Here is a 25,263-nt window from a genome sequence, read left to right on the forward strand (position 1 = left end):
AGCTTGTTGGATTCATAACCCAAAGGCGTGCGCTACATATCCAGAGCCTGGCACGAATAAGACTTGATAAAATATAAGCAGTACGGTGACGCGGGGTGGAGCAGCCTGGTAGCTCGTCGGGCTCATAACCCGAAGGTCGTCGGTTCAAATCCGGCCCCCGCAACCAACACATTAAACACCTTAACGGGTGTTTTTTTGTTTCTGTCGCCCATAAAAAAAGCGCTTCTCAGCGCTTTTTTGTTATCCCCTTCTCGCCAGCGTCGCCCCATCAGCAAAGTAAGCTTTAATCCCGGCCAGAATCGACTCTGCCACTTCCTGCTGGAAGGTCGCCGTTTTGAGCTTGCGTTCTTCTTCAACGTTACTGATGAATGCAGTTTCTACGAGAATGGACGGAATATCCGGCGCTTTCAACACGGCAAACCCGGCCTGTTCAACCTGATTTTTATGCAGATTATTAATCTTACCGAGTTTATTCAGCACCGCTTTTCCGAACTTCAGGCTGTCGGCAATAGTCAGCGATTGCACCATATCAAACATGGTATGGTCGACGTAGCGATCACCGCTTTTGCTGACGCCACCAATTAAATCCGAGGCGTTCTGGGTTTGTGCCAGATATTTTGCCGCTGTACTGGTCGCGCCTTTGGTTGAGAGTGCAAACACCGACGAACCACTGGGTTGGCGACTGGTAAACGCATCTGCATGAATAGAAACAAACAGGTCAGCACGCTGTTTCTGGGCTTTCGCCACGCGCACTTTTAACGGAATGAAGATATCTTCATTACGCGTCATATAGACCTTCATGTTGCCTTCTTTCTCTATAAGTGCTCGCAGGCGACGGGCTATCTGCAATACCACATCTTTTTCACGTGTCTTGTATTTCCCCACGGCACCGGAGTCTTCTCCACCGTGGCCAGGGTCAAGCATAATAACAATCGGACGATCGCGTCCCGCTTTACCCGGCTGTGGGCCGCTTTGCGCAGGTGGCACCTGTTTATCCAGATCGCCTTTGTTGTAATCTTCAAGCAATGCCAGCAGCGGATCCTGGACATCCTGAGCATTGGCAGGATAGAGATCCATCACCAAACGTTCTTTGAAGCCTGCAACTGGCGCTAATGCAAAGAGTTGAGGTTTCACATTTTGTTTCAGTTCAAACACCATACGCACGGTCTGCGGGTCAAACTGCCCGACGCGTGCGGATTTAATGTAGGGATCGTCTGGGCGGATCTGCGTCCCAATGCCCTTCAGCACCGAGTTCAAATTAACGCCTTCAATATCTACAACCACACGCTCAGGATTACTCAGGGCAAACTGTTTGTATTTCAGCAGACGGTTGGATTCCACCGTAACGCGGGTATAACTGGACGCGGGCCAGATACGTACGGCAACGACCTGGCTCACGGCAGCCAAACCGACCTGGCTGACGCTTAAAAGCCACATAGCACCCGCACCTTGCAGTAAACGGCGGCGACTGATTGCTGAGTTGGATCCCGACATGCTTCTCCCGAGCAAAAGAAATCTATATTGAGGTAATACGTAAAACGTCCGAATTGACCGGAAACTTTAGCGAATGACGCATAATCTGTCATCAATAAAAGGGTAAACATTGTTTTTATATTCACGGTATTACTGAAGAAAATCTTCGGCTGGGGTAAAAATTACGCTTGCACACAGAGCAGAAACAGAATAAAAATACATTAATTACGAATAATCATGCAATGAGGGTGTGCCGTGGTGAAGGAACGTAGAACCGAACTGGTACAGGGATTCCGCCATTCTGTTCCCTATATCAATACCCATCGGGGAAAAACGTTTGTCATTATGCTGGGCGGCGAAGCCATCGAGCATGAAAACTTTTCCAGTATCGTCAATGACATTGGTCTCCTTCATAGCCTCGGCATTCGCCTTGTCGTAGTCTATGGCGCACGGCCGCAGATTGATGCCAATCTGGCCGCGCATCACCATGAACCGGTGTATCACAAAAATACGCGCGTTACCGACGCCAAAACCCTGGAGCTGGTCAAGCAGGCTGCGGGTTTGCTTCAGCTTGATATTACCGCCCGCCTGTCGATGAGTCTGAACAATACGCCTTTGCAGGGCGCACACATCAATGTGGTCAGCGGTAATTTTATTATCTCGCAACCGTTGGGTGTGGATGACGGTGTTGATTACTGCCATAGCGGACGTATTCGTCGAATTGATGAAGAAGCAATTCACCGTCAACTGGACAGCGGTGCTATTGTTCTGCTGGGCCCGGTCGCCGTTTCCGTGACCGGCGAGAGCTTTAACTTGACGTCCGAAGAGGTCGCCACCCAGTTGGCGATCAAACTGAAAGCAGAGAAAATGATCGGTTTTTGCTCCTCTCAAGGGGTGACTAACGATAATGGCGATATTGTTTCCGAACTCTTTCCCAACGAAGCGCAAGCGCGTGTTGAGTCACAGGAAGAGAAAGGTGATTACAGCTCCGGTACGGTGCGTTTCCTGCGCGGTGCCGTTAAAGCCTGTCGTAGCGGTGTGCGCCGTTGTCACCTGATTAGCTATCAGGAAGATGGCGCGTTGTTACAAGAACTGTTCTCCCGCGATGGGATCGGTACGCAAATCGTGATGGAAAGCGCCGAGCAGATCCGTCGCGCCACCATTAACGATATTGGCGGCATTCTGGAATTGATTCGTCCTTTGGAACAGCAAGGTATTCTGGTACGTCGCTCCCGTGAACAACTGGAAATGGAGATCGATAAGTTCACCATAATTCAGCGCGATAATCTGACCATTGCCTGTGCAGCCCTGTACCCTTTTCCGGAGGAGAAGATTGGCGAAATGGCGTGCGTGGCAGTGCATCCGGACTACCGTAGCTCATCACGCGGCGAAGTTTTGCTGGAGCGGATTGCAGTGCAGGCCAGACAAATGGGGCTGAGTAAGCTGTTCGTGTTGACGACGCGCAGCATTCACTGGTTCCAGGAGCGCGGCTTCACGCCGGTCGATATCGATCTGCTGCCGGAAAGCAAAAAAGAGATGTACAACTATCAGCGGCGGTCAAAAGTATTGATGGCGGATCTGGGATAGTGGTCATTGCCGGATGCGGCATAAATGCCTTATCCGGCCTACCTCGCTGGCACCGTAGGCCTGATAAGAAGCGTTAGCGTCGCCATCAGGCACACTGCAGGCCGTCATTAAATAATGCTGACAATCCGCTACGTCGTTCAGTGCGCGTGGCAATGGCGCTACTCAAAATCCGTTCATCGGCATACAGCGACAAGCTGCGGCGGGCACGGGTCACCGCGGTATAAACCAGCTCGCGGGTAACAACTGGCGAATGCTGGCTGGGCAAAATCAACGCCGCATGGTCGAACTCAGAACCCTGTGATTTGTGTACTGTCATCGCCCAGGCCGTTTCATGCTCCGGCAAACGGCCTGGCAGCACCGACTTGATAGAGCCATCCGGTAATGCAAACCACACGCGTAAACCATCACCACGATCGAGCGCGATGCCGATATCACCGTTAAACAGCCCCAGCGAACTGTCATTACGCGCAATCATTATCGGTCGCCCTTCATACCAGCGAGAGTGTGCAAATCGGTAAATTTTACGTTTTTGCACCATCGCAAGCTCAATGCGCTCATTCAATCCGCCAACGCCAAATGGACCTTCGCGCAGTGCACACAGCAACTGATAATCATTGAAGGCCTGAATAATGGTGTCCGGCGCAGCCCCTTCACGCAGTAAATCCAGGTAGCGACCATACCCCGCCAGGGCTTCATCCAGCATCGCGGCGTAATCTTCGCTGCTATTAAGCGTGCGCTTTTCGATATCACCGAATCCCTGTTGGAAAACGGTTTTAACCGCGGCCTTGTCACCCCGATTAATGGCCGCAGCCAGTTGACCGATGCCAGAATCACTGCCAAAACGGTAACTCTTTTGCAGCAAGCATAAACTGTCACGCAAAGACGCGGCCTGAGTTCCGGTTCCCGCTGGAATGGGACTACCGGTCAGCCGACTGAGTTGTTTGGCACGTTCCGGGGTAAATCCGTCATTCACAAATGCACAAATGTCTCCCAGCACGGCCCCCGCCTCGACAGAAGCAAGCTGGTCACGATCACCCAGAAAAATCACCCGTCCGTGCGGCGGTAGTGCATCGATAAGGCGCGACATCATGGGCAAATCAATCATGGAAGCTTCGTCCACCACCAGCACGTCCAGATGCAGCGGATTACCCGCATGATGGCGCAGACGCTGGCTGCCTGGCTGTGCACCTAACAACCGGTGCAGCGTGCTGGCATCATCAGGAATACGTTTCTTTTGCTCATCGGTCAGCGGTAACTCACGCAGTGCCGCCCCCAGCGATGCCGTCAGACGTGCTGCCGCTTTTCCCGTCGGTGCTGCCAGACGGATGCGACAACGCTCCCCCTCCGCCATCTGTATCAATGCTGCCAGCAGTCTGGCTACCGTTGTCGTTTTACCGGTGCCAGGTCCCCCGGAGATCACTGATATACGGCGGGTCAGCGCCACAGCAGCCGCCACTTTTTGCCAGTTCACGCCTTCCGATGGCGGGAAGAGCGCTTCCAGCGTGCAGATCAACCGAGGCTCATCCACCTCAATGGCCTGGTTTACCTCACTGAAAAAACGGGCCACCGCGCGTTCGTTATTCCACATACGGTTCAAATACAGGCGATTGTCATATAACACCAGCGGCGTTGGCTGTTCGCCGTGACTTACCGCAGCGGAGGCCAGCAGGCATTCCGACCAATCTTCCGGTTCACCGGCCTCGCACAGCCAGGCGCTCAACAGTGGATGGGCATCTTCGCGTAAAGATAGTCGGGAAAGCGGTAAGCAAACGTGCCCCTCGCCCGCGTCACGGCTGAGCAGAGCCGCCGCCAGCGTAACGGCAGGGTTGTCATTTCCTGCAACCGCCAGCGCAAACTGTGCATCCAGAGGACGGAGCTGTTTTTGCTCTACGGCCTCCAGCAATCGTTTCTGGATTGTCATTGCATCTCCTCCAGTACCGCACCGGCAAACATCTCGTCCATCAACGCGATCAATTCTCCGTCTGGTCGGGTGGCGTAAATTCCCTGCTGCGGATCGTCGCCGTCAACGCCGCGCAGGAAAAAATAGATAACGCCGCCAAAATGGCGTTCATAGTCATAATCAGCGATGCGATGGCGCAGATAACGGTGCAGCGCCAGGGTATACAACTGATACTGCAGATCGTAGCGGTGCGCCTGCATGGCTGAGGCCATTGCCTGTTGGGTATACGCAGAACTGTCTTCACCCAGCCAGTTTGACTTGTAGTCGAGCAGGTAATAGCGCCCCTGGTGGCGGAACACCAGGTCAATAAACCCTTTCAGCATGCCGCGTACCTGCATAAAGTCCAGCGGCGGGCAGCCAGCCGAAAGAGGATCGTATTTACGGAGCACTGCATCGAGCTGGTCGGCCACCAGCGGTTGCGAAATCGGCAGGTAAAACTCCATCTCCACCTGTTTTTCACGCGCAGAAAGATCGCTCAAACTCACACCGGTGTCATTGAGCGGCGCATGCAAAATAGTATCCAGCCACTGCGTCAGAACGGGCTCCCAGTGCGCGTCATATCCGCCAAGCGCAAGCTTTTCTTGTACCCACATTGGCTCAACCGGCTGGGTGAAATCCAGATCTTCAAACAAGCTATGCAAAAATGTCCCCGGTGACGCGCCGCGAGGAAACTGGTGTGGCGTAAGGCCCGATTCCTCAATGGTTTCACCGACACCTGCCGCGTCGATATCCAGGCGTGGGATCAGATCCTGTGCAATACCATGCCCACGCTGTTGCAGACCGGAATAGCTGGTAACACGCCAACTGTCACCAGGCGTTCGTTGCAGCATTTTTGCATTCAACGTAGAACTGGCAGGCTGTACAACCTGCCAGCGCTCTCCATCCGGTTCATTCGGCGTCAGGCAGGCGATATCCTCACCGCACAGCGCCTCAATAGCGCTACGCAAACCTGCGGCATCCATTGGTTCACCCCGTTGCAACAGGCGACCAAGAGCACTTTGATGCACATCGGTATCACCTTTCTTATCGCTCCGACGGCGTACCAACGGTGCCACGCCAAGACTACAGTGCCAGACCGAGCGGGTGAGCGCGACGTAAAGCAAGCGCAAGTCTTCTGCCAGACGTTCAGCCTCTGCCAGTTCAACGCTTTCATCCGCTTCGCTGAGATCCAGCACGGCTTCAAACGAACTGCGATCGTGATAGAACGCCTGATCCTGGACGCGAAAATTCGTGATAAACGGCAGCCAGACGAGTGGATATTCCAGCCCTTTCGATTTATGGATAGTGACGATTTTGACCAGATGCTTATCACTTTCCAGCCTGAGCTGCTGGCTGGACGCATTGCTGTCGGGCTCCAGAATATGTTGCGATAACCAGCGTACCAGCGCATGCTCGCTTTCCAGTTGCGCCCCCGCCTCCTGCAACAGCTCGCTGATATGCAAAATGTCGGTCAGACGGCGTTCGCCCCCTGCCGTTGCCAACAGGTTTTCCGCAATATGGCGAGCGGACATCAGCGCGCGCAGCATGGGCATCACGCCGCGTCGATTCCAGATCTGTCGGTAGCTATCAAATTCCTCAACAACCGCATCCCAGGCTTTTTCGTCAGTATTCAGCGCTTCAATATCCTGCGCATTCAATCCCATCATTGAGGTTGCCAACGCACTACGCAGCGTATTTTCACGCTCCGGCGTCATCACTGCCTGCAGAACCCACAGCAGTTCCTGGGCTTCCAGCGTATCAAAGACGCTGTCACGGTTAGAAAGATACACCGATGGGATGGCCAGTTGCGTCAACGCATCGCGTACCAGCGCCGCCTCCTGACGGCTGCGCACCAGTACGCTGATATCAGACGCGCGTACCGGCCTGGACGTTTTACCGCTGACCAGCAACGCTTCGCCAGAGTGCCCGGCTTTAAGCCAATCGCGAATTTGTGTCGCACACACCTGGGCCATAAAGTTCTGATAATCACCCACACCGCAACTGTCCCCTTCCATCAGCCACATACTCATCGCCGGCTGCGTTTCCCCTTCCAGCACAAACCGTAGCGACTGATTTTTCTCTGCTGACCTCACCGGACTAAAAGGGATTTCGCGGAACATAAAAGCGTCGCTCATCTGGCTGAACAACGTATTGACACTGTTAACCATGCCAGGGGCCGAACGCCAGTTAGTATCAAGCGTATAGTGCGCGCTGACTTCGCTACGCGCCTTCATGTAGGTAAAAATATCCGCGCCACGAAAGGCGTAAATAGCCTGTTTAGGATCGCCTATCAGCAACAACGCTGTACCCGGTTGATGCTGCCAGATACGGCGGAAAATACGGTATTGCTGCGGGTCGGTATCCTGGAATTCATCAATCATCGCCACCGGGAAACGGGTACGAATGGCCGCCGCCAGCGCATCGCCGCTTTCGCTACGCAGCGCCGCGTCCAGGCGACTGAGCATATCGTCAAAACCAAGCTCACCGCGTCGGCGTTTCTCCTGTGCGACCGCCTCGCGGATTTCCGACAATGCCCGGGTGATCACCAGATCGCGGATTGTCAGCGGTTCACTCAGCAGTTCATCAATCGCGACAAACAGCGGATGTTGAGGGGTTACACCACCAGCTTTGGTGCGGTCTTCCAGAAAACGCTGAGAGAATTTCTCCAGTGCGTCAGGAAGCTGGTAGCTTCGGGTTTCTTCCTGTGCCCAGGCGCTGATCTTTTCGATCCACTTTCCCTGATTACCACGATTAAATTTACGTCTGTCGATCCCGGATGCTTCCAGTAAACCGTCCAGTTCAGCAACGGAATCTCGCCATTGCTGCTTAATCTGGTCGATACGCGCCAGAATTTTTTCATGCCGGGCTGCCAGCGTTTCATCGGCTGGCGGTGGTGCTTTAATCACCGGGGATTCACCCTGCAGGTAGCGATCGATATCCCTCAGCAGCGCCTGTGGACCTTTCCACGTTTCAAAAACAACCTGTGCAATGTCGCGAGACAGCGGGTAACAATGTCGACGCCAGAAGTCTGCGCAGGCCTGATAGCGCAGCAGCGACTCATCCTCAATCAACTGCTGTTCAAACAACATGCCTGACTCAAAGGCATTCAGACTAAGCATGCGCTGACAAAAACCGTGGATGGTAAACACCGCGGCTTCATCCATCTGCCTTTCAGCCAATAACAACCACTGTGCGGCCTGCTTTTTATCGGCGATTTCTTCCAACAAACGAGCGTAGAGCGGGTTATCCGTGGTTTCACGCAGGCAGGCGATGCGTAGTTCATGGATATTGCTACGAATTCGACCACGCAGCTCTTCTGTAGCGGCTTCAGTGAAAGTAACCACGAGCAGCTCTTCGACAGTCAGAGGACGAGGAAAGGCGGCAGGGCCGCCCAGTCCAAGCAGTAAACGTAAATACAGGGCGGCGATGGTAAAGGTCTTACCGGTGCCTGCGGAGGCTTCAATCAGACGCTCGCCCGTCAGGGGCAAGCGTAGGGGATCAAGGGGCTCAGCGGCATCATTCATTCTTTTCACTCATCAGGGGTAAGGTTTGCTGCAACGCGCTGACGGTCTGCCACACTTTCCAGCCTTCCGGGTGCACATATTCTGCTTTCCCATTCTGGCTACCGGAAACCTGTGACAGTATCGCCATGCCTTGCGGCTCAACCACCGCCTGATGGAAGAAGTCGGCAAGCTTTTGCGGCGTCAGCAGTTTAATCTGAGCCACGATTTTATCACGTGAATCGAAGCGCATATTGCCGCGATCGAAATCTTTGCTTAACTGAGAGGCTTCGGCCCCCAAAGTTTGCGGAGCCTGCAGCATTTGCGCGATGATCGCCTGCTGAATTTGTGCAAACTCATCAGCGTTCATCGCCCGCAGCTTCGCTTCCGCCGTCGGGAAAAATGCCTTATAGCGTTCCCAGAGATAGGACGGTTGCTTGTCACTGCTTTGCAACAGGAAGCCCATTCCCCACTGGCGGCCAACGCTCATTGGGAAAGCAAAGACGGCATAACCTAGTTGCTCTTCAGTACGCAGTTGATTGTAGAACCACGGTTGAACAATCTGTCCTAACATCGCGCTGTAAGCCGAGCTGCTGTACTCGTCATAGCCGGTGGGTACAAACACCGCCGCCAGCGCTGAATCCGTACTACTGCCCGCTTTTTCAAAGATGACTGACTGCTTCTTGTCTACCACAACATCTTTGTTTCGGCACCACTGTGAGCCATTCGCACCAAGCTGCTTCTGGATATCCCGAGCCATGGTTTTTGCCTGAGTTTCACTCATATTGCCGATCACCAGGAATTCGGGACGCGCACCAGCTTTTAAGGTGTCACGGTAGGCCATCACTTCTTTCAACGTAATAGATGGCAACAGCTCACGCCGTTCATCACGTGAAAAGTACGGTACCTGGGACAGCATCTGAACCGGCATGATCGCCTGATCGTAGGCTTTGCCTTTCTCCGCAGAGTCCATCATCTGGGCGTACCAGGATTTCGCCTGTTCCAGCTGTTCATCTGTTGAGGTGTAACTGAAATAACCGCTCAGCAGCGCCTGAAAAAGCTGTGGCAAACGCTGAGTATAGCCATTGGCATTGAGCATCAGCCCGTTATTAGCGTTAGTAGAAAAACCAATACCACCCACTGCGGCCTGGTTACTTAACTGGTCGAGTGCAATACCCGCCAGATAATCGTTCAGGGCGAATAAGACCTGGTTTCTGGCACTGTCCATCGCTTTCGGGTTACGCAGTATCACGCTGACATCAACCTTTGGCTCGCTGGCAAAATATTGACTCGGGGCATACACCACGCGTAAATCAGGTTCATCAACGATCAGCTCCGGATGAGCATATTTTTTATCCGTCTTAATCAGCGTGAAATCATCCGGAATATACGGGTTCAGCTCCGGCAACGACAGAGCAATGCCCTTCGCTTTTTGCTGCCAGTCGACGAATGTTTTCTCGCTGATTTTATCTACCTGATAAGGCGCGTTGACAAAATAAGCGGTTTTATTGTGTGGCTCTTTCTCACTGATATACCAGATGCGCGCATTCTGTGGTGTCATCATCGCTAGCCGTTGCTCAACGGCTTTGGCATCGTACTGGTCGGCAATGTTTACTGCATCGAGCGTATGTTCCACGGGAACACGGATCATGGTATCCGCCAACCATTCAACGTAGTCCATATCACGGGTGATAGAGGGGTAACGGAAGTCGAGATCCAGCACGTGCGCCAGCTCGTCAAAATAGCGTTTATCGACACCTTTTTCACGTAACAGATTGAGATAGCTAAAAATTGCGGCAACAACCTCATCTCGATTTGCCAACCCTTTGTCGGTTAACGTCGCGGAAATCGCTAACACACCGCTGTTGCCATTAACGACAGGATCGGAGTCCGCACGAATGCCCTCAACTAATCCCCGCTTTTGCAACCAGTCAGACAACGTTCCCGGGCTGCGATTACCAATCAGGTAGGTCACCAGCTCATCGGTTTTGCTGCGGAACTGTGCGCTGTTGTTATCGATACGAAACTCAACGCGCAGCACTTTACGCGGCATCGCGGGAACATAGTGGATGATGACGCCCTTTTGCGCGTCGGTGACAACCGGGACGGTTATTTCCGGTTTTTCGATATTTCTGTTTGGCACGCGTCCAAAGGTGTCAGCAGCTATCTTCGCCAACTCTGGCAACGGTTTATTGCTGTAAATCACCGCCTTCATCAGGTTAGCGGAGTAGTACTTTTCATGGAATGTCTGTAACGCTTTCAACACCGGGTTACCCGGCTTATCGCTCAACGTTTCCAGATTTCCGCCGGAGAAGCGCGAACCAGGGTGCGCCGGATTGATCGTCTCCGCACTCACCTGTGCCATACGCATACCGTCTCGGGTACGCGCCAACGTCAGCTCAGAATTAACGGCATTTCGCTCGCGATCGGCATATTTTTTATCCAGCAACGGATCGGCAATCGCATCCGCCAGACGATCTACCGCCCCGACCAGCGCGTCATTTTCGACTTCAAGATAGAAAGCGGTGCGGTAAGGCGCAGTGCTGGCATTATGGCTACCGCCGTGCATTTTCAGAAACTCGGCCAGGCTGTCCGGCTGTGGGTATTTTTTCGACCCCATCAGACACATGTGTTCAAGGTAATGTGCCAGCCCCTGATGATCGTCCGGATCTTCCAGCGAGCCGACAGGCACCACCAGTGCAGAGAGGGATTTCACGGCCTGAGGATCGGATACCAACAACACTACCATGCCATTATCAAGGCGCACGGCCTGATACTGGCGGGTATCTTTATCGCTTTTACGGATGGTTTCAGCTAAAGGCTGCCAACCGGTATCTGCCTGACTTACGGGCGCCCAAAAGGCGACGAACAACAGTAATGCGCTGAACCAGGTGCTGCGGGGCATTCACAAACCTCATCATTAACGTATTCACCTGTTCACTGCAAACAACGCCTTTAGCGTGGTCTGAACAGGGCAAGACTCTGTGCTGAACGCGTCAGCCTCTTCTCTTTGTAAGAATCAGTCCGTGACAGAAAGCGCATCATAGTGGAAGCCATCAAATTGCGCAATTTTTATACAATCGTCACGACTGATTAAATCGAAAAATCGGTAACAGATAACGTTGAGACTGTAAAACAATAGTCTCCAGAGTTTCAGGTTCCAGTTGACGCCACAGGCGTTGATACCAGATATCATCACCTTCACCACGTACCATCATATTGCCTTCATAGGCCTGCAAAAACTTACTGCGCGCTTTTTGCAACGTATCATCGTCATCTAACATGGCATCATTTACGGCGTCATAACAGGTTTTTATCCACGCCCCACCACTTTCCGGTAATACCAGTAGCGGTGATGACATGCCTTCCCGATATCCCTCAATAAGTTGCGACAGATACTGTAACGCCTGTTCAACTTCCAGCGGAGGGAAACGCCACTCACCGTCTTTACGCAAGAACAACCGGCTTTCTCCCGTGCCGCCACTGGCACAATAGACAAGATGTTCCAGCCAAAGTTGCACACCCTGCGAAACGCTTATCAGAGATGGGCGCCAGCGCAACAATCCGTCTTCCTGTACCTGCGGGAGCCAACCCGTAATTTGTACGCCATTACAGGTCAGATCAATTTCCATGCTTTGGCTGGGCTGACGACAGGCAATAATGCGCTCAGCCAGCGACTGCATCTCCTGGTGCTGTGTATCCCAGAGAATCTCGCCAAATGCACCATAGGGAAGCGACCCCGCAGCGCGGAAGCGGCGGAACAAACGTTCTGCATCGTGTTCTTCGACCAGCGTGTTAAGCAACTGCTGATTAAGCTGATAGCGGCTAAGCCCTTCAAGGATAAAGGGTTCAGTTTCCGGGATCTCGCTCTCTTCAGAGCGGAAATTTACCCTCAGGCGCATCTGGAAAAACGCCCGCACCGGATGAGCCCAAAAGCGTTGTAGCGTTTCCAGCGTCAGGGTTTCAGGCATTTCAAAGGGGAGCGGCTGGACAAAGTCCGTATGCGCTTTACCTGACAGGCTTGCCGCAGGCAACCACTCGCGCGCATAACTTTGCTGCTCACCAGGCAGATAGTTTTGAGCATCAAAGGGCATACGGGTATGTAAACGGGTAATGTGCGCTTTTACTTTCGCTTCACTTTGATCGCTAGTGAGTAATTCATCGCCCGGCAAATAGTGGCTTTGCCCAATGTAATCCATAAGTTCCTGCACCAGCACCGACGGGAAGCGCTCACTGTTATCCTGGATTGAGCGGCCGATATAGCTGATATAGAGCGTTTGCTGCGCTGAAATCAGCGCTTCCAGGAACAGATAGCGGTCATCATCACGGCGGCTTCGGTCACCACGCCTCGGTTTTTGGCTCATCAGATCAAAGCCCAGCGGCGCAAGCTGGCGCGGATAAACGCCATCGTTCATACCAAGCAGACACACCACCTTGAAAGGAATGGAGCGCATCGGCATCAGCGTACAGATATTGACAGGCCCGGCCAGGAAACGCTGGCTGATTCGTTCCTGATCGAGTCGCTGTGCCAGCTCATCACGCAACAACGAAAGCGGTATGGCACCGTCATACTCGGCTCCCAAACCTTCGCCAATAATGGCCTGCCACTGCTGTTCAATCAGCGTCATCGCGGCTTCGGTATCAGCATCCGGCAGGAAGAAATCATTCAGCATTTCGCGACAAACAGGCAGCCACGCCGCCAACGGACGCTCTACTGACAGCTCCCGGCGCCAGAGATTAAGCTGCATCAGCAGCGAGGCCAAATGCCCGACTAACTCGGCAATCAAACCACTGGACTCATCATAGGGCAATACCGACTGCCACTCACCTTGTGCGCTTTCCATCGCATAGCCCAGCAGCATACGTGTTAAACCAAATTGCCAGGTATGCTGGCCAGTTGGGGGAAGCGCGAGTTCGCGCACGTTGTCGTCGTCAATGCCCCAGCGAATTCCAGACTCATTGACCCACAAACGAAGATAGCGCAGCCCTTCTTCATTGATGTTGAAACGCGCAGCCAGCACAGGCACATCCAGTAATGCCAGCACATCCTCCGAGACAAAGCGGCTATCCGGTAGCGAAAGCAGGCTAATGAACGCCTGTAACACGGGATGAGACTGACGCGCCCGGCGATCGGAAATAGCATACGGCAGGTAACGGTCGGCCGGTGCACTGCCAAAGACAGCCTGAATAAATGGACTGTAGCTGTCGATATCCGCCACCATCACGATGATGTCGCGCGGCGTCAGCGTTGGGTCCGCTTCCAGCATTGCCAGCAACCGGTCGTGGAGTATTTCCACTTCGCGTTGTGGGCTATGACAGACATGGAACGTCACACTAGTATCATTCGGCTCAAGCAACCGTTTATTGTCGCTACGTGAATACTCCTCCAGACTGACTCCCGCCACAGCCCGACTGTCCAGCTCAAGAATATCTGACTGAATATTATGCAAAAGGTTATCAGGGATGATATCGACAAACGCATCCAGCTCCTGGCTGTTTTCCAGTTCCGAAAGCAGATATATGTAGTCACGTCCGAGTTTTCCCCATGAGGCCAACATCGGATTCCCCACATCCTGCTCACCATCGCTGTTAAACAGTCCTTCAGCATTCTGACTATCGCGAAACAGCGGTAAATGTCGTTCTTCAAAGCTATGCCGACGCTGACGCGCCAACAGTTTAGCCAGATAAGCGGGGTCTTTAATATCTCCCCAGTAGTAACGACAGGGATTGGTAAAAAGCAGATGAATATCAATGTGCTTACCCAGCGCTTGTAATGCCTGCAGATACACGGGCGGTAGCGCGGAGATACCACAGATAAAGACGCGCGGGGGCAAGCCTTGTGGGCAGTCAGACGTACTTTCCAGGGTCTGAATAAACCGCTGATATAAATTGGCACGATGCCAGCGTGGCTGTCCCAGTTCAGCCGTGTATTCCACCAGTGCTTTCCACAATGGCGCTTGCCAGGCCTGAGCATCCCCTAATCCTTCCACCTGCTGCCCCGCCTCCCACTGCGTCAGCCATTCAGGACGGTAGACTAAATACTGGTCGAACAAATCCGCGGCGCGTGATGAAAGCTGAAACAGCTTACGTTTGTCTGTGTCGTCGGTGAGATAGTGGCGTAACAGTGCGAACTCATCGTTATTCAGCAATTGGGGGAGCAGCGTCATCAGCTTCCAGCTCATGCTCTGTTTGCTGAATGCGCTTTCTTTTGGGATATCCGGCAATACGCGCACAAACATATCCCAGATAAAACTCGCTGGCAGCGGGAAATCAATGTTAGCGGCAATACCAAACTTCTGTGCCAGAGTCATTTGCAACCACTGCGCCATACCGGTGCTTTGAACCAGGATCATCTCGGGCTCAAAGGGGTCGTCCAGCCGCTCGCGCTCAACGATATATTCCATCAACGCTTCCAGCACATCCAGACGATTGGAGTGGTAGACCCTTAACATAGCGACTCCTGACTACTGACGATTTGGGCAGTGCAGTCGTGTCATCTGACCCTGCCTGCCCATAGGGGAAGTAATTTTAACATTGATGCTGACACATCCCGCTACCGTTGTCTGCATTCGGTTAATTTGCCAGTTTAAAGGTGGTGAAAACACATGCAACTGTGTTTGCTGCCAGGCGTGATGCCACAATTGTTGATACTGGCTTCTGACTAAAAAGCTCTTCATCAGCGCCCGCTGATATCCCGAAAGCGCGGTCACGATCATAATCATCAGCACCATTGCCAACATCACTTCCGGCAGGCTAAAACCACGCTGTCTGTTCAGGGTATCAGACATAGCACCAGCACCTTTAACGGGCAGAAATCGCTCCAGCCATGCGCTGAGAATTCGATAGTACCCTCGATAATCATCCCCTGACGCCATAACGATATACCTTCATATTGCGCAATAAGCAGCACAAGATCGTCGTCGAGCACACGCAGGCAGACTGTCGCCCCCTGCGTGGTATAGCGTCGACACTGCGTTGCCATCTGCAAACTCCAGGGCTGCATACGTGCCCATTCCATGGCGGATTGCACCACTGCCTGATGTTGTAGCGACTGGCTTTCCGTTGCCACCCGCGACGCAAAACTCGCCTCCTGTCGGCTCACGCCTTGCAGCAACAGACTGCCGAGTACCAGGAGTAAAAGCACCATTGCAAGCGATGAAACACCTCGCTCACGGTTCACAGATTGAATCCTGTGACGTCATAAAATGCCTCAATCACCTTTTGAGGCTCGGCGTTACTTCTCCCGCGCAGGTGCAACGAAAGCACTGGCGCAAATCCGCTGATATTCAGGCGATCCACCTGAAATACCTCAATCTGAATAGAATCCGGATCGGTCATTTTCTCCCAACCTTTTCCCACGCAGGTTGTTGCACCACGCAAGGTTTCCAGCACCTTATCTTGAACACGAAACCCAACGACATCGGCCTCCTTTGCCGGAGTATCTTCCCAGACACCGTTGCTGTTGGCATCCCAGCGTGCAATGACACAGTCTCCCGCGGCTGATATCATCAGCCCTTCTCCGATACAGTTTCCCCGACAATAGCCAGCCCGCTGGAGATGCTTCGCCACGGTATAGATCCGCTGCCAAAGCTCATCTTCAAGCACTAGCTGACGAGAGTTATGCAAAATCTCTCGCTGCAGCGCAGGTAAAAATCGCGCAGCACTGAGGAGTAAAATGCTGCTTATCACCATAGCGATAAGCACCTCAAACAGTGAAAAGCCACGTTCACTTACCGACATTGATCCGCCTCACCGCGTTCGCAAAGCCTGATTCGTCCCCAACCAGACACCACCACACGCCATTCACCTGCAGCATTCTTCAGATAGATATGCCCGGCCCATGCTGTATTACGTAGGCCGAAAAAAGCCAGTGACGGCGTTATCTCTGCCATCTCGACATCAGCCCAGAGTGGCGTAAATATCAACGGTGAAACAGGCTGACACGAAGTTTGTGACGTCGCTGAGCTTGCCAGACACCATGCCCCCCCTTCGCGGAGCACGTTGATGACGTGATCACGATTGCGCCAGTTTGCATCTTCACGCAATTGCAGCAGGTAATCCCGCACCTGGCTGGCTGTTTGCCATAACCGCTGCTGTTGTTGCCAGCGCTGCCAACCGTACAACCCCGATGCGCCAAGCGCCGCGACAATCAGTATTGCAATCAGGGTTTCGAGAAGCGTGTAGCCTTGTTGTTTTTTCATGCCGCCAGTATGGCGTGAGAGAAATTAATAACGAGGGGGAAATTCAGCTTCTTCGGCAAGCTACGGAGAATATTTATCGCATTGCATCACGTTGCAAAACTTCAGGAATCAGCGCCGCAGAATGGAATGTAAGGTAAAAAAAAACCGACGCGTAAGGCGCCGGTTGTGACAGGATTAACCCCGATCAGATAGCGACCGGTGCTTTAATGCCTGGGTGCGGATCGTAACCCTCAATTTCGAAGTCGTCGAAACGATAGTCGAAAATTGAATCGGGTTTACGTTTGATAACCAACTTCGGCAACGCGCGTGGCTCACGGCTAAGCTGCAGATGTGTCTGATCCATATGGTTGCTGTACAGGTGCGTGTCGCCGCCTGTCCAGACAAAATCACCGACTTCAAGATCGCACTGCTGCGCCATCATGTGAACCAGTAAGGCGTAGCTGGCAATGTTAAACGGCAAGCCGAGGAACACATCGCATGAACGCTGATACAGCTGGCAAGAGAGTTTGCCATCCGCCACGTAGAACTGGAAAAACGCATGACACGGCGCCAACGCCATCTTATCCAGTTCGCCTACGTTCCACGCGGAAACGATAATACGACGGGAATCCGGGTCGTTTTTCAACTGGTTCAGCACCGTCGTGATCTGGTCAATATGGCGGCCATCCGGTGTTGGCCATGCACGCCACTGTTTGCCGTACACCGGACCTAAATTACCGTTCTCATCAGCCCATTCATCCCAGATTGAGACATTGTTTTCATGCAGGTAGGCAACGTTGGTGTCGCCCTGCAAAAACCACAACAGTTCATGGATAATCGAGCGTAAATGGCAGCGTTTAGTCGTAACCAGCGGAAACCCTTCCTGCAGATTAAAACGCATCTGATGACCAAAAATGGAAAGCGTTCCGGTTCCGGTGCGGTCGTTTTTCTGTGTGCCTTCATCCAGCACTTTTTGCATCAGTTCTAAATACTGTTTCATGGTTCCTCAGGAAACGTGTTGCTGCGGGCTGCGACGATACGCCCAAACCATCATAATAATACCTGCGACAATCATCGGGATAGACAGGATCTGCCCCATGCTGATGTACTGGACCCATGTGCCGGTAAACTGTGCATCCGGCTGGCGGAAGAATTCGACGATAATACGAAATGCGCCATAGCCAATCAGGAACAGACCGGAAACCGAGCCCATCGGACGAGGTTTGCGAATAAACAGGTTAAGAATGATAAACAGCACAACCCCTTCCAGCGCCATCTCATAAAGCTGTGAGGCATGGCGAGGCAAAGAACCGTATGTGTCAAAAATAGACTGCCACTGTGGGTTGGTTTGCAGCAATAAAATATCTTCAGTACGGGAGCCAGGGAACAACATGGCATACTTGAAGTTCGGGTCGACGCGTCCCCACAGTTCACCGTTAATAAAGTTACCCAGACGACCTGCGCCCAAACCAAACGGAATCAGTGGAGCAATAAAATCAGAAACCTGGAAGAATGTACGCTTGGTGCGTTTGGCGAAGATAATCATCACCAGGATCACCCCGATAAGCCCGCCATGGAAGGACATGCCCCCATCCCAGACGCGGAACAGATACAGCGGATTATCAAGGAACAGCGGGAAGTTATAGAACAGCACGTAGCCAATACGCCCGCCGAGGAAGACCCCGAGGAAGCCTGCATAAAGTAAGTTTTCTACTTCGTTTTTGGTCCAGCCACTGCCTGGACGATTAGCCCGGCGCGTTGCCAGCCACATCGCGAAAATAAACCCCACCAGGTACATCATGCCGTACCAGTGAAGCGCGACGGGTCCAATTGAGAAAATGACCGGATCGAAATCCGGAAAATGCAGATAGCTACTGGTCATCTGTCACCACAAGTTCTTGTTATTTCGCTGAAGTCAGACAGCAATTGATAAGCGCGCCTGCATAATGCAGGCGCTCCAAAGGTGCGAATGATAGCACAAGGGGATCGCAGCGGATGCCGGGAAGATGTAAAAGATCTGTATAGGTAATCTTTACCCCCCGTATTGCCTGATGGCGCTACGCTTATCAGGCCTACAATCCTCCGCGAATCAATCCCCCCATGCCACGGCGCTCCATAAAGGCCGCCACCTGATGACGTACTTCCGTCGCCAGTTGCGCTTCCAGGCTGCGCTGCGCCAGCGTTTGCGCTTCGTCAAAATCGATATGGCGCAGCAGGTATTTCACACGTGCTACAGAACGCCCGTTCATCGATAAATGACGGAAACCAAGCCCAATAAGGATGGTGACACACATCGGGTCGCCCGCCATTTCACCACACAATCGCAAATCGATGCCGCTTTTCTCCGCTTCCTGCGCAATCATCGCCAGCGCACGTAACATCCCCGGATGCAGGCTGTCATAAATGCTGGCAACGCGCGTGTTGTTCCGATCGACAGCCAAAATATACTGGGTCAGGTCGTTGGTCCCGACCGAGATAAAATCGATCCTGTTTGCCAAATGCGGCAACATAAACACCATCGACGGGACTTCCAGCATGATGCCAATGCGTGGTTTTGGGATCTCGTAGCCGATCATCTCTTCCACTTCGCGTCCGGCACGTTCTATCAGGCGTCGCGCTTCATCCACTTCATCAATACTGGTCACCATCGGCAGTAAAATGCTCAGGTTTCCGGTTGCCGCATTCGCACGCAGCATGGCGCGAACCTGGATCAAAAAGATCTCCGGTTGATCGAGCGTTATGCGGATACCCCGCCAGCCAAGGCATGGATTCTCTTCGCTGATGGGCATGTACGGCAGTTGTTTATCGGCCCCGACATCCAGCGTACGCAGAGTTACGGGCTTATCGTTAAACATCTGCAGCATGCCCTGATACTGCGCAACTTGCTCTTCTTCAGATGGAAAGCCGCTTTGCAGCATGAACGGGATTTCAGTACGATACAGCCCGATACCGTCAATTCGGCTACCTAACTTCTCTTCATGTTCCGGGCTTAGCCCCGCGTTGAGCATCACCTTCACGCGCTCGCCGCTTTTCAACTGCGCCGGTTGATTAACATCATCTTCCGCCAGGCGGCTCAGTTCGATCTCTTCACTAATGAGACGCTGATATTCCTGGATTAATACCGGCTCCGGATCAACCAACAGTTCGCCACGATAACCGTCCACCACCAACGTGCGGCGGTGCAACACAGACGGCTGGATATCAGCCCCCATTACGGTCGGGATCCCCAGCGCACGAACCATAATCGCCGCGTGAGAGTTGGCGGCACCATCCCTGACGACAACCCCTACCAACCGGTCCTGGGGAAGTTCCGCCAGCGTAGTGGCAGACAGCTCATCCGCCACCAGCACGAAACGTTCCGGCCAGGCGTTCGGTCCTTGGATCGAGTCATCAAGATGGAACAGCAGACGCTGTCCCAACGCGCGCAAATCCCCGGCGCGTTCTTTAAGATAGTTATCGCTTAGCGCGGCAAACTGTTCGGCAAACTTCTCAATGATCGTCTTAACCGCCCACTCGGCCACCGAGCCGTTATCCACTTCTGCAAACAACTCGCGGCGCAGACGGGTATCGGAGAGCAGGTGTGAATAGAGATCAAAAATTGCCGCTGTCTCTTTCTGTGCCCCGGCAGCAAAACGCTTACTGTAGCGGCGAAATTCATTCGCGGCTTCTTCCAGTGCGCCAGTCAGACGTTCACGCTCAAGCACCGGATCCAACGTTGAAGCCTGATACACCTGCTCCATCAGCGGCAGCGTGGCATCCTGCCAGCCTTCAGCGATCGCCACACCGGGTGCGGCAGGCAACGCGCGGATACGCGTTTGCCGGTATTGCCCAAATAGCGCGGTTAACTGCGACTGAGACAGAATAGCGGCCATCTGTGTGGCAAGCGTAACCAGAAAAGATTCTTCGCTTTCGTCGTACTGGCGCAACTCACGTTGCTGTACCACCAGGACGCCTAATAACTGGCGCCGCTGGATGATCGGTACGCCTAAGAACGCACGAAAACGTTCCTCTTTCACCGAAGGAATATATTTAAAGCTGGGGTGTTTTTGCGCATCGGCGAGGTTGATAGGTTCCGCCAGCCTGCCAACCAGGCCAACGATCCCTTCATCAAACGCCAGTGCAACAGTGCGACCGCGTGGTTTTTTAAGTCCTCGGGTCGCCATCAGGTAATAACAGCGTCGGTCGTGATCGGCCAGGTAGACCGAGCAGACCTCTGTATCCATCGCAAGACAGATGTCAGTAACCAGAATATTCAACGCCTCATTGAGACGTGGGGCACTGGCCACCTTTTCGACTATTTCGCGCAGGCGGGTGAGCATAATTTGCGTAGCTTAACCTCTTTTACGTCTGTACGCAGGTGCGCTTTGCGGCTTAGGAGTGCTCTCCTGAAGCGCCATCACAACACTTGCGAATTCTTTCATCACCCTGCGATAGACATCGCGTTTAAATGACACCACCTGTCGAACCGGATACCAGTAACTCACCCAGCGCCAGCCGTCGAACTCAGGTGTACTGCTGGTTTGCATATTGATTTCAGCATCGCTGCTGACCAACTGCAGAAGAAACCATTTTTGTTTCTGGCCGATACAAACCGGCTTTGTGTCCCAACGCACCAAACGTTTCGGTAACTTGTAACGCAACCAGTTACGAGTAGAAGCAAGGATCCGTACATCTTTACGACTCAGACCGACTTCTTCAAAGAGTTCCCGGTACATCGCCTGCTCTGCTGTCTCTCCTGCATTTATCCCGCCTTGCGGGAATTGCCAGGAGTGCTGACCAAATCGCCGGGCCCACATGACCTGCCCCTGGCGGTTACAAATTACTATCCCTACATTCGGGCGGTAGCCATCGTCATCAATCACCGGACTACCTCAACATAAACCTTATATACAAACGATTGTTTCACACTCCAGAGGGGCGGTAAACCACTCTGTTAAGGGCGCGATATTCTAATAACAATTGAATAACTCACAGCAAAGGGCCAAGTTATAAACAGAAGATACGCTACATAGGCGATTTTATTCACCTTTTCTGTGGATATAGTTGTGAAGAAGTACGGAATTACTATGGGAAAACCCGGAACAGTCTGAATAAGACATCCGTCACATAACAAAAATAGTCTTATATATTCATTAAGTTAAAAGCAACAACTGTAGCTAAACATGCAGAAATGTGATGTGCATCACGCATACGATCTTCGAGCTGATGAAAGATCGACCAGCGTTGGTTTTATCCACAGATTATGCCAATAAGTTAGGCACAATTTGTGTGAAAATTCGATTTTCGTCGCACGTCAAGGCTGTAAATTGAAACAGTAGTGGGGGTTTTTCACAGTTATCCCATCTTTCTGTGGATAACATGGTGTAAGATCCTGTTCATTGTCAGTGACCAGAATTGGAAAACCCCGTTTTCTGTTGCGCAACACTTTACATAAAAATATAAAAACCACTATAAATCATGCAATTGGATAAAGCATGTGGAAAAAGATAAACTCTGTCCACACGGTATAAAATCATTGCTCATTTTTTAACCCAAGGGTAAACCTGATGCCAGAACTCCATCCATTGCTTTCGCCTCCTGAATCCGAAGCCCAGTTGCTGCACCAGGCACGGCAACTTTCGGGCTACACGCTGGGAGAACTGGCGGCGATGGCAGGACTCGTCGCGCCAAAGGATCTGAAGCGGGACAAAGGCTGGATTGGCGTGCTGCTGGAAATTTGGCTTGGAGCCAGTGCGGGCAGTAAACCGGAGCAGGATTTTGCCGCGCTGGGCGTGGAGTTAAAAACGATCCCTGTGGATAGCCTTGGCAGACCGTTGGAAACGACCTTTGTCTGCGTGGCACCGTTAACCGGCAATACCGGCGTGACCTGGGAAACCAGCCATGTTCGACACAAGCTTAAACGCGTATTGTGGATACCCGTAGAAGGTGAACGCAGCATCCCTGTGGCTGAACGTCGCGTTGGCTCCCCGCTGTTGTGGAGTCCGAATGAAGAGGAAGATCGACAGTTACGTCTGGACTGGGAAGAGTTAATGGACATGATTGTGTTAGGGCACGTCGAACGTATCACCGCCCGTCATGGTGAAGTTTTACAACTACGCCCAAAAGCCGCCAACGCCCGGGCGCTTACCGAGGCTATCGGTGCCCATGGTGAACCGATCCTGACTCTGCCACGCGGATTTTACCTGAAGAAGAACTTTACGCGCGCACTGCTGGAACGGCATTTTCTATTCCAGCCGCAATAACACACCCTAACCTTTCGCCCGTCGCGTTACGCGCCTATAATTACCGCTTCTTTTTTTTGGCAGGACTTTGTTCGATGTTATTTGCATGGATAACCGATCCTAACGCCTGGCTGGCGCTCGGTACGCTGACGCTGCTGGAGATCGTTCTCGGGATCGACAATATTATTTTCCTTTCTCTGGTTGTAGCAAAACTCCCAACAGCACAACGCAATCATGCCCGACGAATCGGGCTGGCGGCGGCGATGGTGATGCGCCTGGCGCTGCTGGCATCCATCGCATGGGTAACGCGGCTCACTAACCCGTTATTCGAGCTGTTTGGCGAGGCGATTTCAGCGCGCGATCTGATCCTTCTGCTCGGCGGATTGTTCCTGATTTGGAAAGCGAGTAAAGAGATCCACGAGTCCATTGAGGGCGAAGAGGAAGGGCTGAAAACCCGCGTCTCTTCTTTCCTCGGCGCGATTGTGCAGATCATGCTGTTGGATATTATCTTCAGTCTGGACTCAGTAATCACCGCAGTAGGCTTGTCCGATCATCTGTTTATTATGATGGCAGCCGTCGTGATTGCCGTGGGTGTAATGATGTTTGCAGCCCGCCCAATCGGTGAGTTTGTTGATCGTCACCCTTCGGTAAAAATGCTGGCACTCTCTTTCCTGATACTGGTTGGCTTCACGCTAATCCTGGAAAGCTTCGATGTCCATGTGCCGAAAGGATACATTTACTTCGCTATGTTCTTCTCTATCGCTGTAGAGACTCTGAACCTGTGGCGCAATAAAAAAAATCCGCTCTGACAAATACTATCGCTCCCCGCATGGGGAGCGAATACTCCCCGCGCACCTTCCCTCTCTCACAGATTAAGATTTTACTGCTTTCGCCCTGCCCAACTTCGCGTTATTACTAAACTAGTGTCAGACACAGGCCATGTGAGGATAAGCAGATGAAAAAATGGGCAGTTTTAATTTCCGCCGTCGGGCTGGCTTTTGCCGTTTCCGGATGCAGCAGTGATTATGTGATGGCAACAAAAGATGGTCGAATGATCCTGACCGATGGTAAACCAGAAATTGACGATGATACCGGTCTGGTGAGTTACCATGATCAGCAAGGCAATGCGATGCAAATTAACCGCGACGAAGTCTCTCAAATCATTGAGCGTTGATGGTTAAGGTCAGCCACGCTGCTGGCCTTAACAATTTTGCTTCCCTTTTTCCCTTCCCTCAGCCATTTTTATAATCCTTATGTCGTGATTATAAAAAGGAAACGGCTATGCAATATCACCGTATACCCCACAGCTCGCTGGAAGTCAGTACACTGGGGCTGGGCACAATGACGTTTGGTGAACAAAACAGCGAAGCCGACGCACATGCACAGCTCGACTATGCCGTTGCACAAGGCATAAACTTAATCGACGTTGCCGAGATGTATCCGGTACCGCCTCGCCCTGAAACCCAGGGACTCACCGAAACTTATGTGGGCAACTGGCTTGCCAAACACGGCAGCCGCGAAAAACTGATCGTTGCCTCTAAAGTCAGCGGCCCGGCACGTAACAATGACAGCGGTATTCGACCGAATCAGGCGCTGGATCGTAAAAATATCCGTGAGGCACTGCACGACAGTCTGAAAAGACTGCAGACCGATTATCTCGATCTCTATCAGGTCCACTGGCCGCAGCGTCCGACAAACTGCTTTGGTAAGCTGGGATATAGCTGGACGGACTCCGCGCCGGTCGTTTCCCTGCTGGATACGCTGGACGCGTTGGCAGAGTTTCAGCGTGCAGGTAAGATTCGTTACATCGGTGTTTCTAACGAAACGGCGTTTGGCGTAATGCGTTACCTGCACCTGGCAGACAAACATGACCTGCCGCGTATCGCCACTATCCAGAACCCGTACAGCCTGCTAAACCGCAGCTTTGAAGTTGGACTGGCCGAAGTGAGCCAGTATGAAGGCGTTGAACTCCTGGCCTACTCATGTCTTGGTTTTGGCACCTTAACCGGCAAATACCTGAACGGTGCGAAACCTGCCGGCGCGCGCAATACGCTGTTTAGCCGTTTTACGCGCTACAGCAGCGAGCAAACGCAAAAAGCGGTAGCTGCCTATGTGGATATCGCCAAACGCCATAACCTCGATCCTGCGCAGATGGCGCTGGCCTTTGTTCGTCGTCAGCCGTTTGTCGCCAGCACACTGCTGGGCGCAACGACGATGGAGCAGCTAAAAACCAACGTTGAAAGCCTGTATCTGCAGTTGAGTGAAGAAGTACTGGCGGAGATTGAAGCGGTGCATCAGGTGTATACCTATCCTGCACCGTAATTTTTAGTACCTGATGGCGCTGCGTTTATCAGGCCTACAAA

At 52.5% G+C, this 25,263-nt stretch carries 18 protein-coding genes and 1 tRNA gene; 6 read left to right on the forward strand and 13 right to left on the reverse strand.

The annotated features are described in order from the left end of the window. The first annotated feature begins 89 nt into the window (after nucleotides 1-89). Nucleotides 90-166: transfer RNA gene (locus tag NNO02_RS11260), tRNA-Met, on the forward strand. A 74-nt stretch (nucleotides 167-240) separates the two neighbouring features. Here the strand turns inward: NNO02_RS11260 and amiC are convergent. Further along, complete coding sequence (gene amiC / locus NNO02_RS11265) at nucleotides 241-1,494, reverse strand: N-acetylmuramoyl-L-alanine amidase AmiC (RefSeq protein ID WP_137382705.1); 1,254 nt, start codon at nucleotides 1,492-1,494, stop codon at nucleotides 241-243. A gap of 234 nt (nucleotides 1,495-1,728) precedes the next feature. On the opposite strand from amiC, the gene argA reads away from it, so the two are divergent. Next, nucleotides 1,729-3,060 (forward strand): amino-acid N-acetyltransferase, encoded by a 1,332-nt coding sequence (gene argA, locus NNO02_RS11270; RefSeq protein WP_271449504.1) that lies wholly within the window; start codon nucleotides 1,729-1,731, stop codon nucleotides 3,058-3,060. A gap of 85 nt (nucleotides 3,061-3,145) precedes the next feature. On the opposite strand, the gene recD is transcribed toward argA, so the two are convergent. The 12 genes from recD to rppH all read right to left on the reverse strand — a co-directional run bounded on the left by recD (nucleotide 3,146) and on the right by rppH (nucleotide 21,541). After that, nucleotides 3,146-4,981, reverse strand: coding sequence for an exodeoxyribonuclease V subunit alpha (gene recD / locus NNO02_RS11275; protein WP_271454826.1), 1,836 nt, complete (start codon nucleotides 4,979-4,981; stop codon nucleotides 3,146-3,148). Continuing rightward, entirely contained in the window at nucleotides 4,978-8,523 is a 3,546-nt protein-coding gene (gene recB / locus NNO02_RS11280) for an exodeoxyribonuclease V subunit beta (protein WP_271454827.1), read from the reverse strand. The genes recD and recB overlap by 4 nt, the downstream gene beginning before the upstream one ends. Continuing rightward, nucleotides 8,516-11,404: a pitrilysin gene (gene ptrA, locus NNO02_RS11285; protein WP_271454828.1), complete on the reverse strand. Its 2,889-nt coding sequence runs from the start codon at nucleotides 11,402-11,404 to the stop codon at nucleotides 8,516-8,518. Before ptrA ends, recB begins: the two co-directional genes overlap by 8 nt. 178 nt (nucleotides 11,405-11,582) lie before the next feature. Beyond that, on the reverse strand, nucleotides 11,583-14,951 hold the full coding sequence (gene recC / locus NNO02_RS11290; RefSeq protein ID WP_271454829.1) for an exodeoxyribonuclease V subunit gamma: 3,369 nt from the start codon (nucleotides 14,949-14,951) through the stop codon (nucleotides 11,583-11,585). A 12-nt stretch (nucleotides 14,952-14,963) separates the two neighbouring features. After that, nucleotides 14,964-15,287 carry a prepilin-type N-terminal cleavage/methylation domain-containing protein gene (locus NNO02_RS11295; protein WP_271454830.1) on the reverse strand — a complete coding sequence of 108 codons (324 nt, stop codon included), beginning with the start codon at nucleotides 15,285-15,287 and terminating at the stop codon, nucleotides 14,964-14,966. Next, on the reverse strand, nucleotides 15,272-15,679 hold the full coding sequence (locus tag NNO02_RS11300) for a DUF2509 family protein (protein ID WP_271454831.1): 408 nt from the start codon (nucleotides 15,677-15,679) through the stop codon (nucleotides 15,272-15,274). Before NNO02_RS11300 ends, NNO02_RS11295 begins: the two co-directional genes overlap by 16 nt. Beyond that, nucleotides 15,676-16,239 (reverse strand): prepilin peptidase-dependent protein, encoded by a 564-nt coding sequence (locus NNO02_RS11305; RefSeq protein ID WP_271454832.1) that lies wholly within the window; start codon nucleotides 16,237-16,239, stop codon nucleotides 15,676-15,678. Before NNO02_RS11305 ends, NNO02_RS11300 begins: the two co-directional genes overlap by 4 nt. Next, entirely contained in the window at nucleotides 16,230-16,700 is a 471-nt protein-coding gene (locus tag NNO02_RS11310; protein ID WP_271454833.1) for a prepilin peptidase-dependent protein, read from the reverse strand. Before NNO02_RS11310 ends, NNO02_RS11305 begins: the two co-directional genes overlap by 10 nt. Nucleotides 16,701-16,884: 184 nt before the next feature. Further along, nucleotides 16,885-17,679 (reverse strand): thymidylate synthase, encoded by a 795-nt coding sequence (gene thyA / locus NNO02_RS11315; protein WP_005123418.1) that lies wholly within the window; start codon nucleotides 17,677-17,679, stop codon nucleotides 16,885-16,887. Between the two features lie 6 nt (nucleotides 17,680-17,685). Continuing rightward, nucleotides 17,686-18,561 (reverse strand): prolipoprotein diacylglyceryl transferase, encoded by an 876-nt coding sequence (gene lgt / locus NNO02_RS11320; RefSeq protein ID WP_048213109.1) that lies wholly within the window; start codon nucleotides 18,559-18,561, stop codon nucleotides 17,686-17,688. A 190-nt stretch (nucleotides 18,562-18,751) separates the two neighbouring features. Then, nucleotides 18,752-20,998, reverse strand: a complete 2,247-nt coding sequence (gene ptsP / locus NNO02_RS11325) for a phosphoenolpyruvate--protein phosphotransferase (protein ID WP_271454834.1) — start codon at nucleotides 20,996-20,998, stop codon at nucleotides 18,752-18,754. Between the two features lie 12 nt (nucleotides 20,999-21,010). Then, the gene (gene rppH / locus NNO02_RS11330; RefSeq protein WP_003825602.1) at nucleotides 21,011-21,541 is read right to left on the reverse strand and encodes an RNA pyrophosphohydrolase; all 531 of its coding nucleotides are present in this window, start codon (nucleotides 21,539-21,541) and stop codon (nucleotides 21,011-21,013) included. 684 nt (nucleotides 21,542-22,225) lie between these two features. On the opposite strand from rppH, the gene mutH reads away from it, so the two are divergent. From mutH to NNO02_RS11350, 4 genes are all read left to right on the forward strand, one after another. Beyond that, nucleotides 22,226-22,921 (forward strand): DNA mismatch repair endonuclease MutH, encoded by a 696-nt coding sequence (mutH, locus tag NNO02_RS11335; RefSeq protein ID WP_271454835.1) that lies wholly within the window; start codon nucleotides 22,226-22,228, stop codon nucleotides 22,919-22,921. Nucleotides 22,922-22,995: 74 nt separating this feature from the next. Next, entirely contained in the window at nucleotides 22,996-23,709 is a 714-nt protein-coding gene (locus NNO02_RS11340; RefSeq protein ID WP_040232169.1) for a TerC family protein, read from the forward strand. A gap of 146 nt (nucleotides 23,710-23,855) precedes the next feature. Beyond that, nucleotides 23,856-24,074, forward strand: coding sequence for a lipoprotein YgdR (gene ygdR / locus NNO02_RS11345; RefSeq protein ID WP_005123410.1), 219 nt, complete (start codon nucleotides 23,856-23,858; stop codon nucleotides 24,072-24,074). Between the two features lie 107 nt (nucleotides 24,075-24,181). Then, entirely contained in the window at nucleotides 24,182-25,222 is a 1,041-nt protein-coding gene (locus NNO02_RS11350) for an NADP(H)-dependent aldo-keto reductase (protein ID WP_271454836.1), read from the forward strand. Nucleotides 25,223-25,263 lie beyond the last annotated feature (41 nt).

Source organism: Citrobacter sp. Awk 2 (assembly GCF_028069815.1).
GTDB lineage: Bacteria > Pseudomonadota > Gammaproteobacteria > Enterobacterales > Enterobacteriaceae > Citrobacter.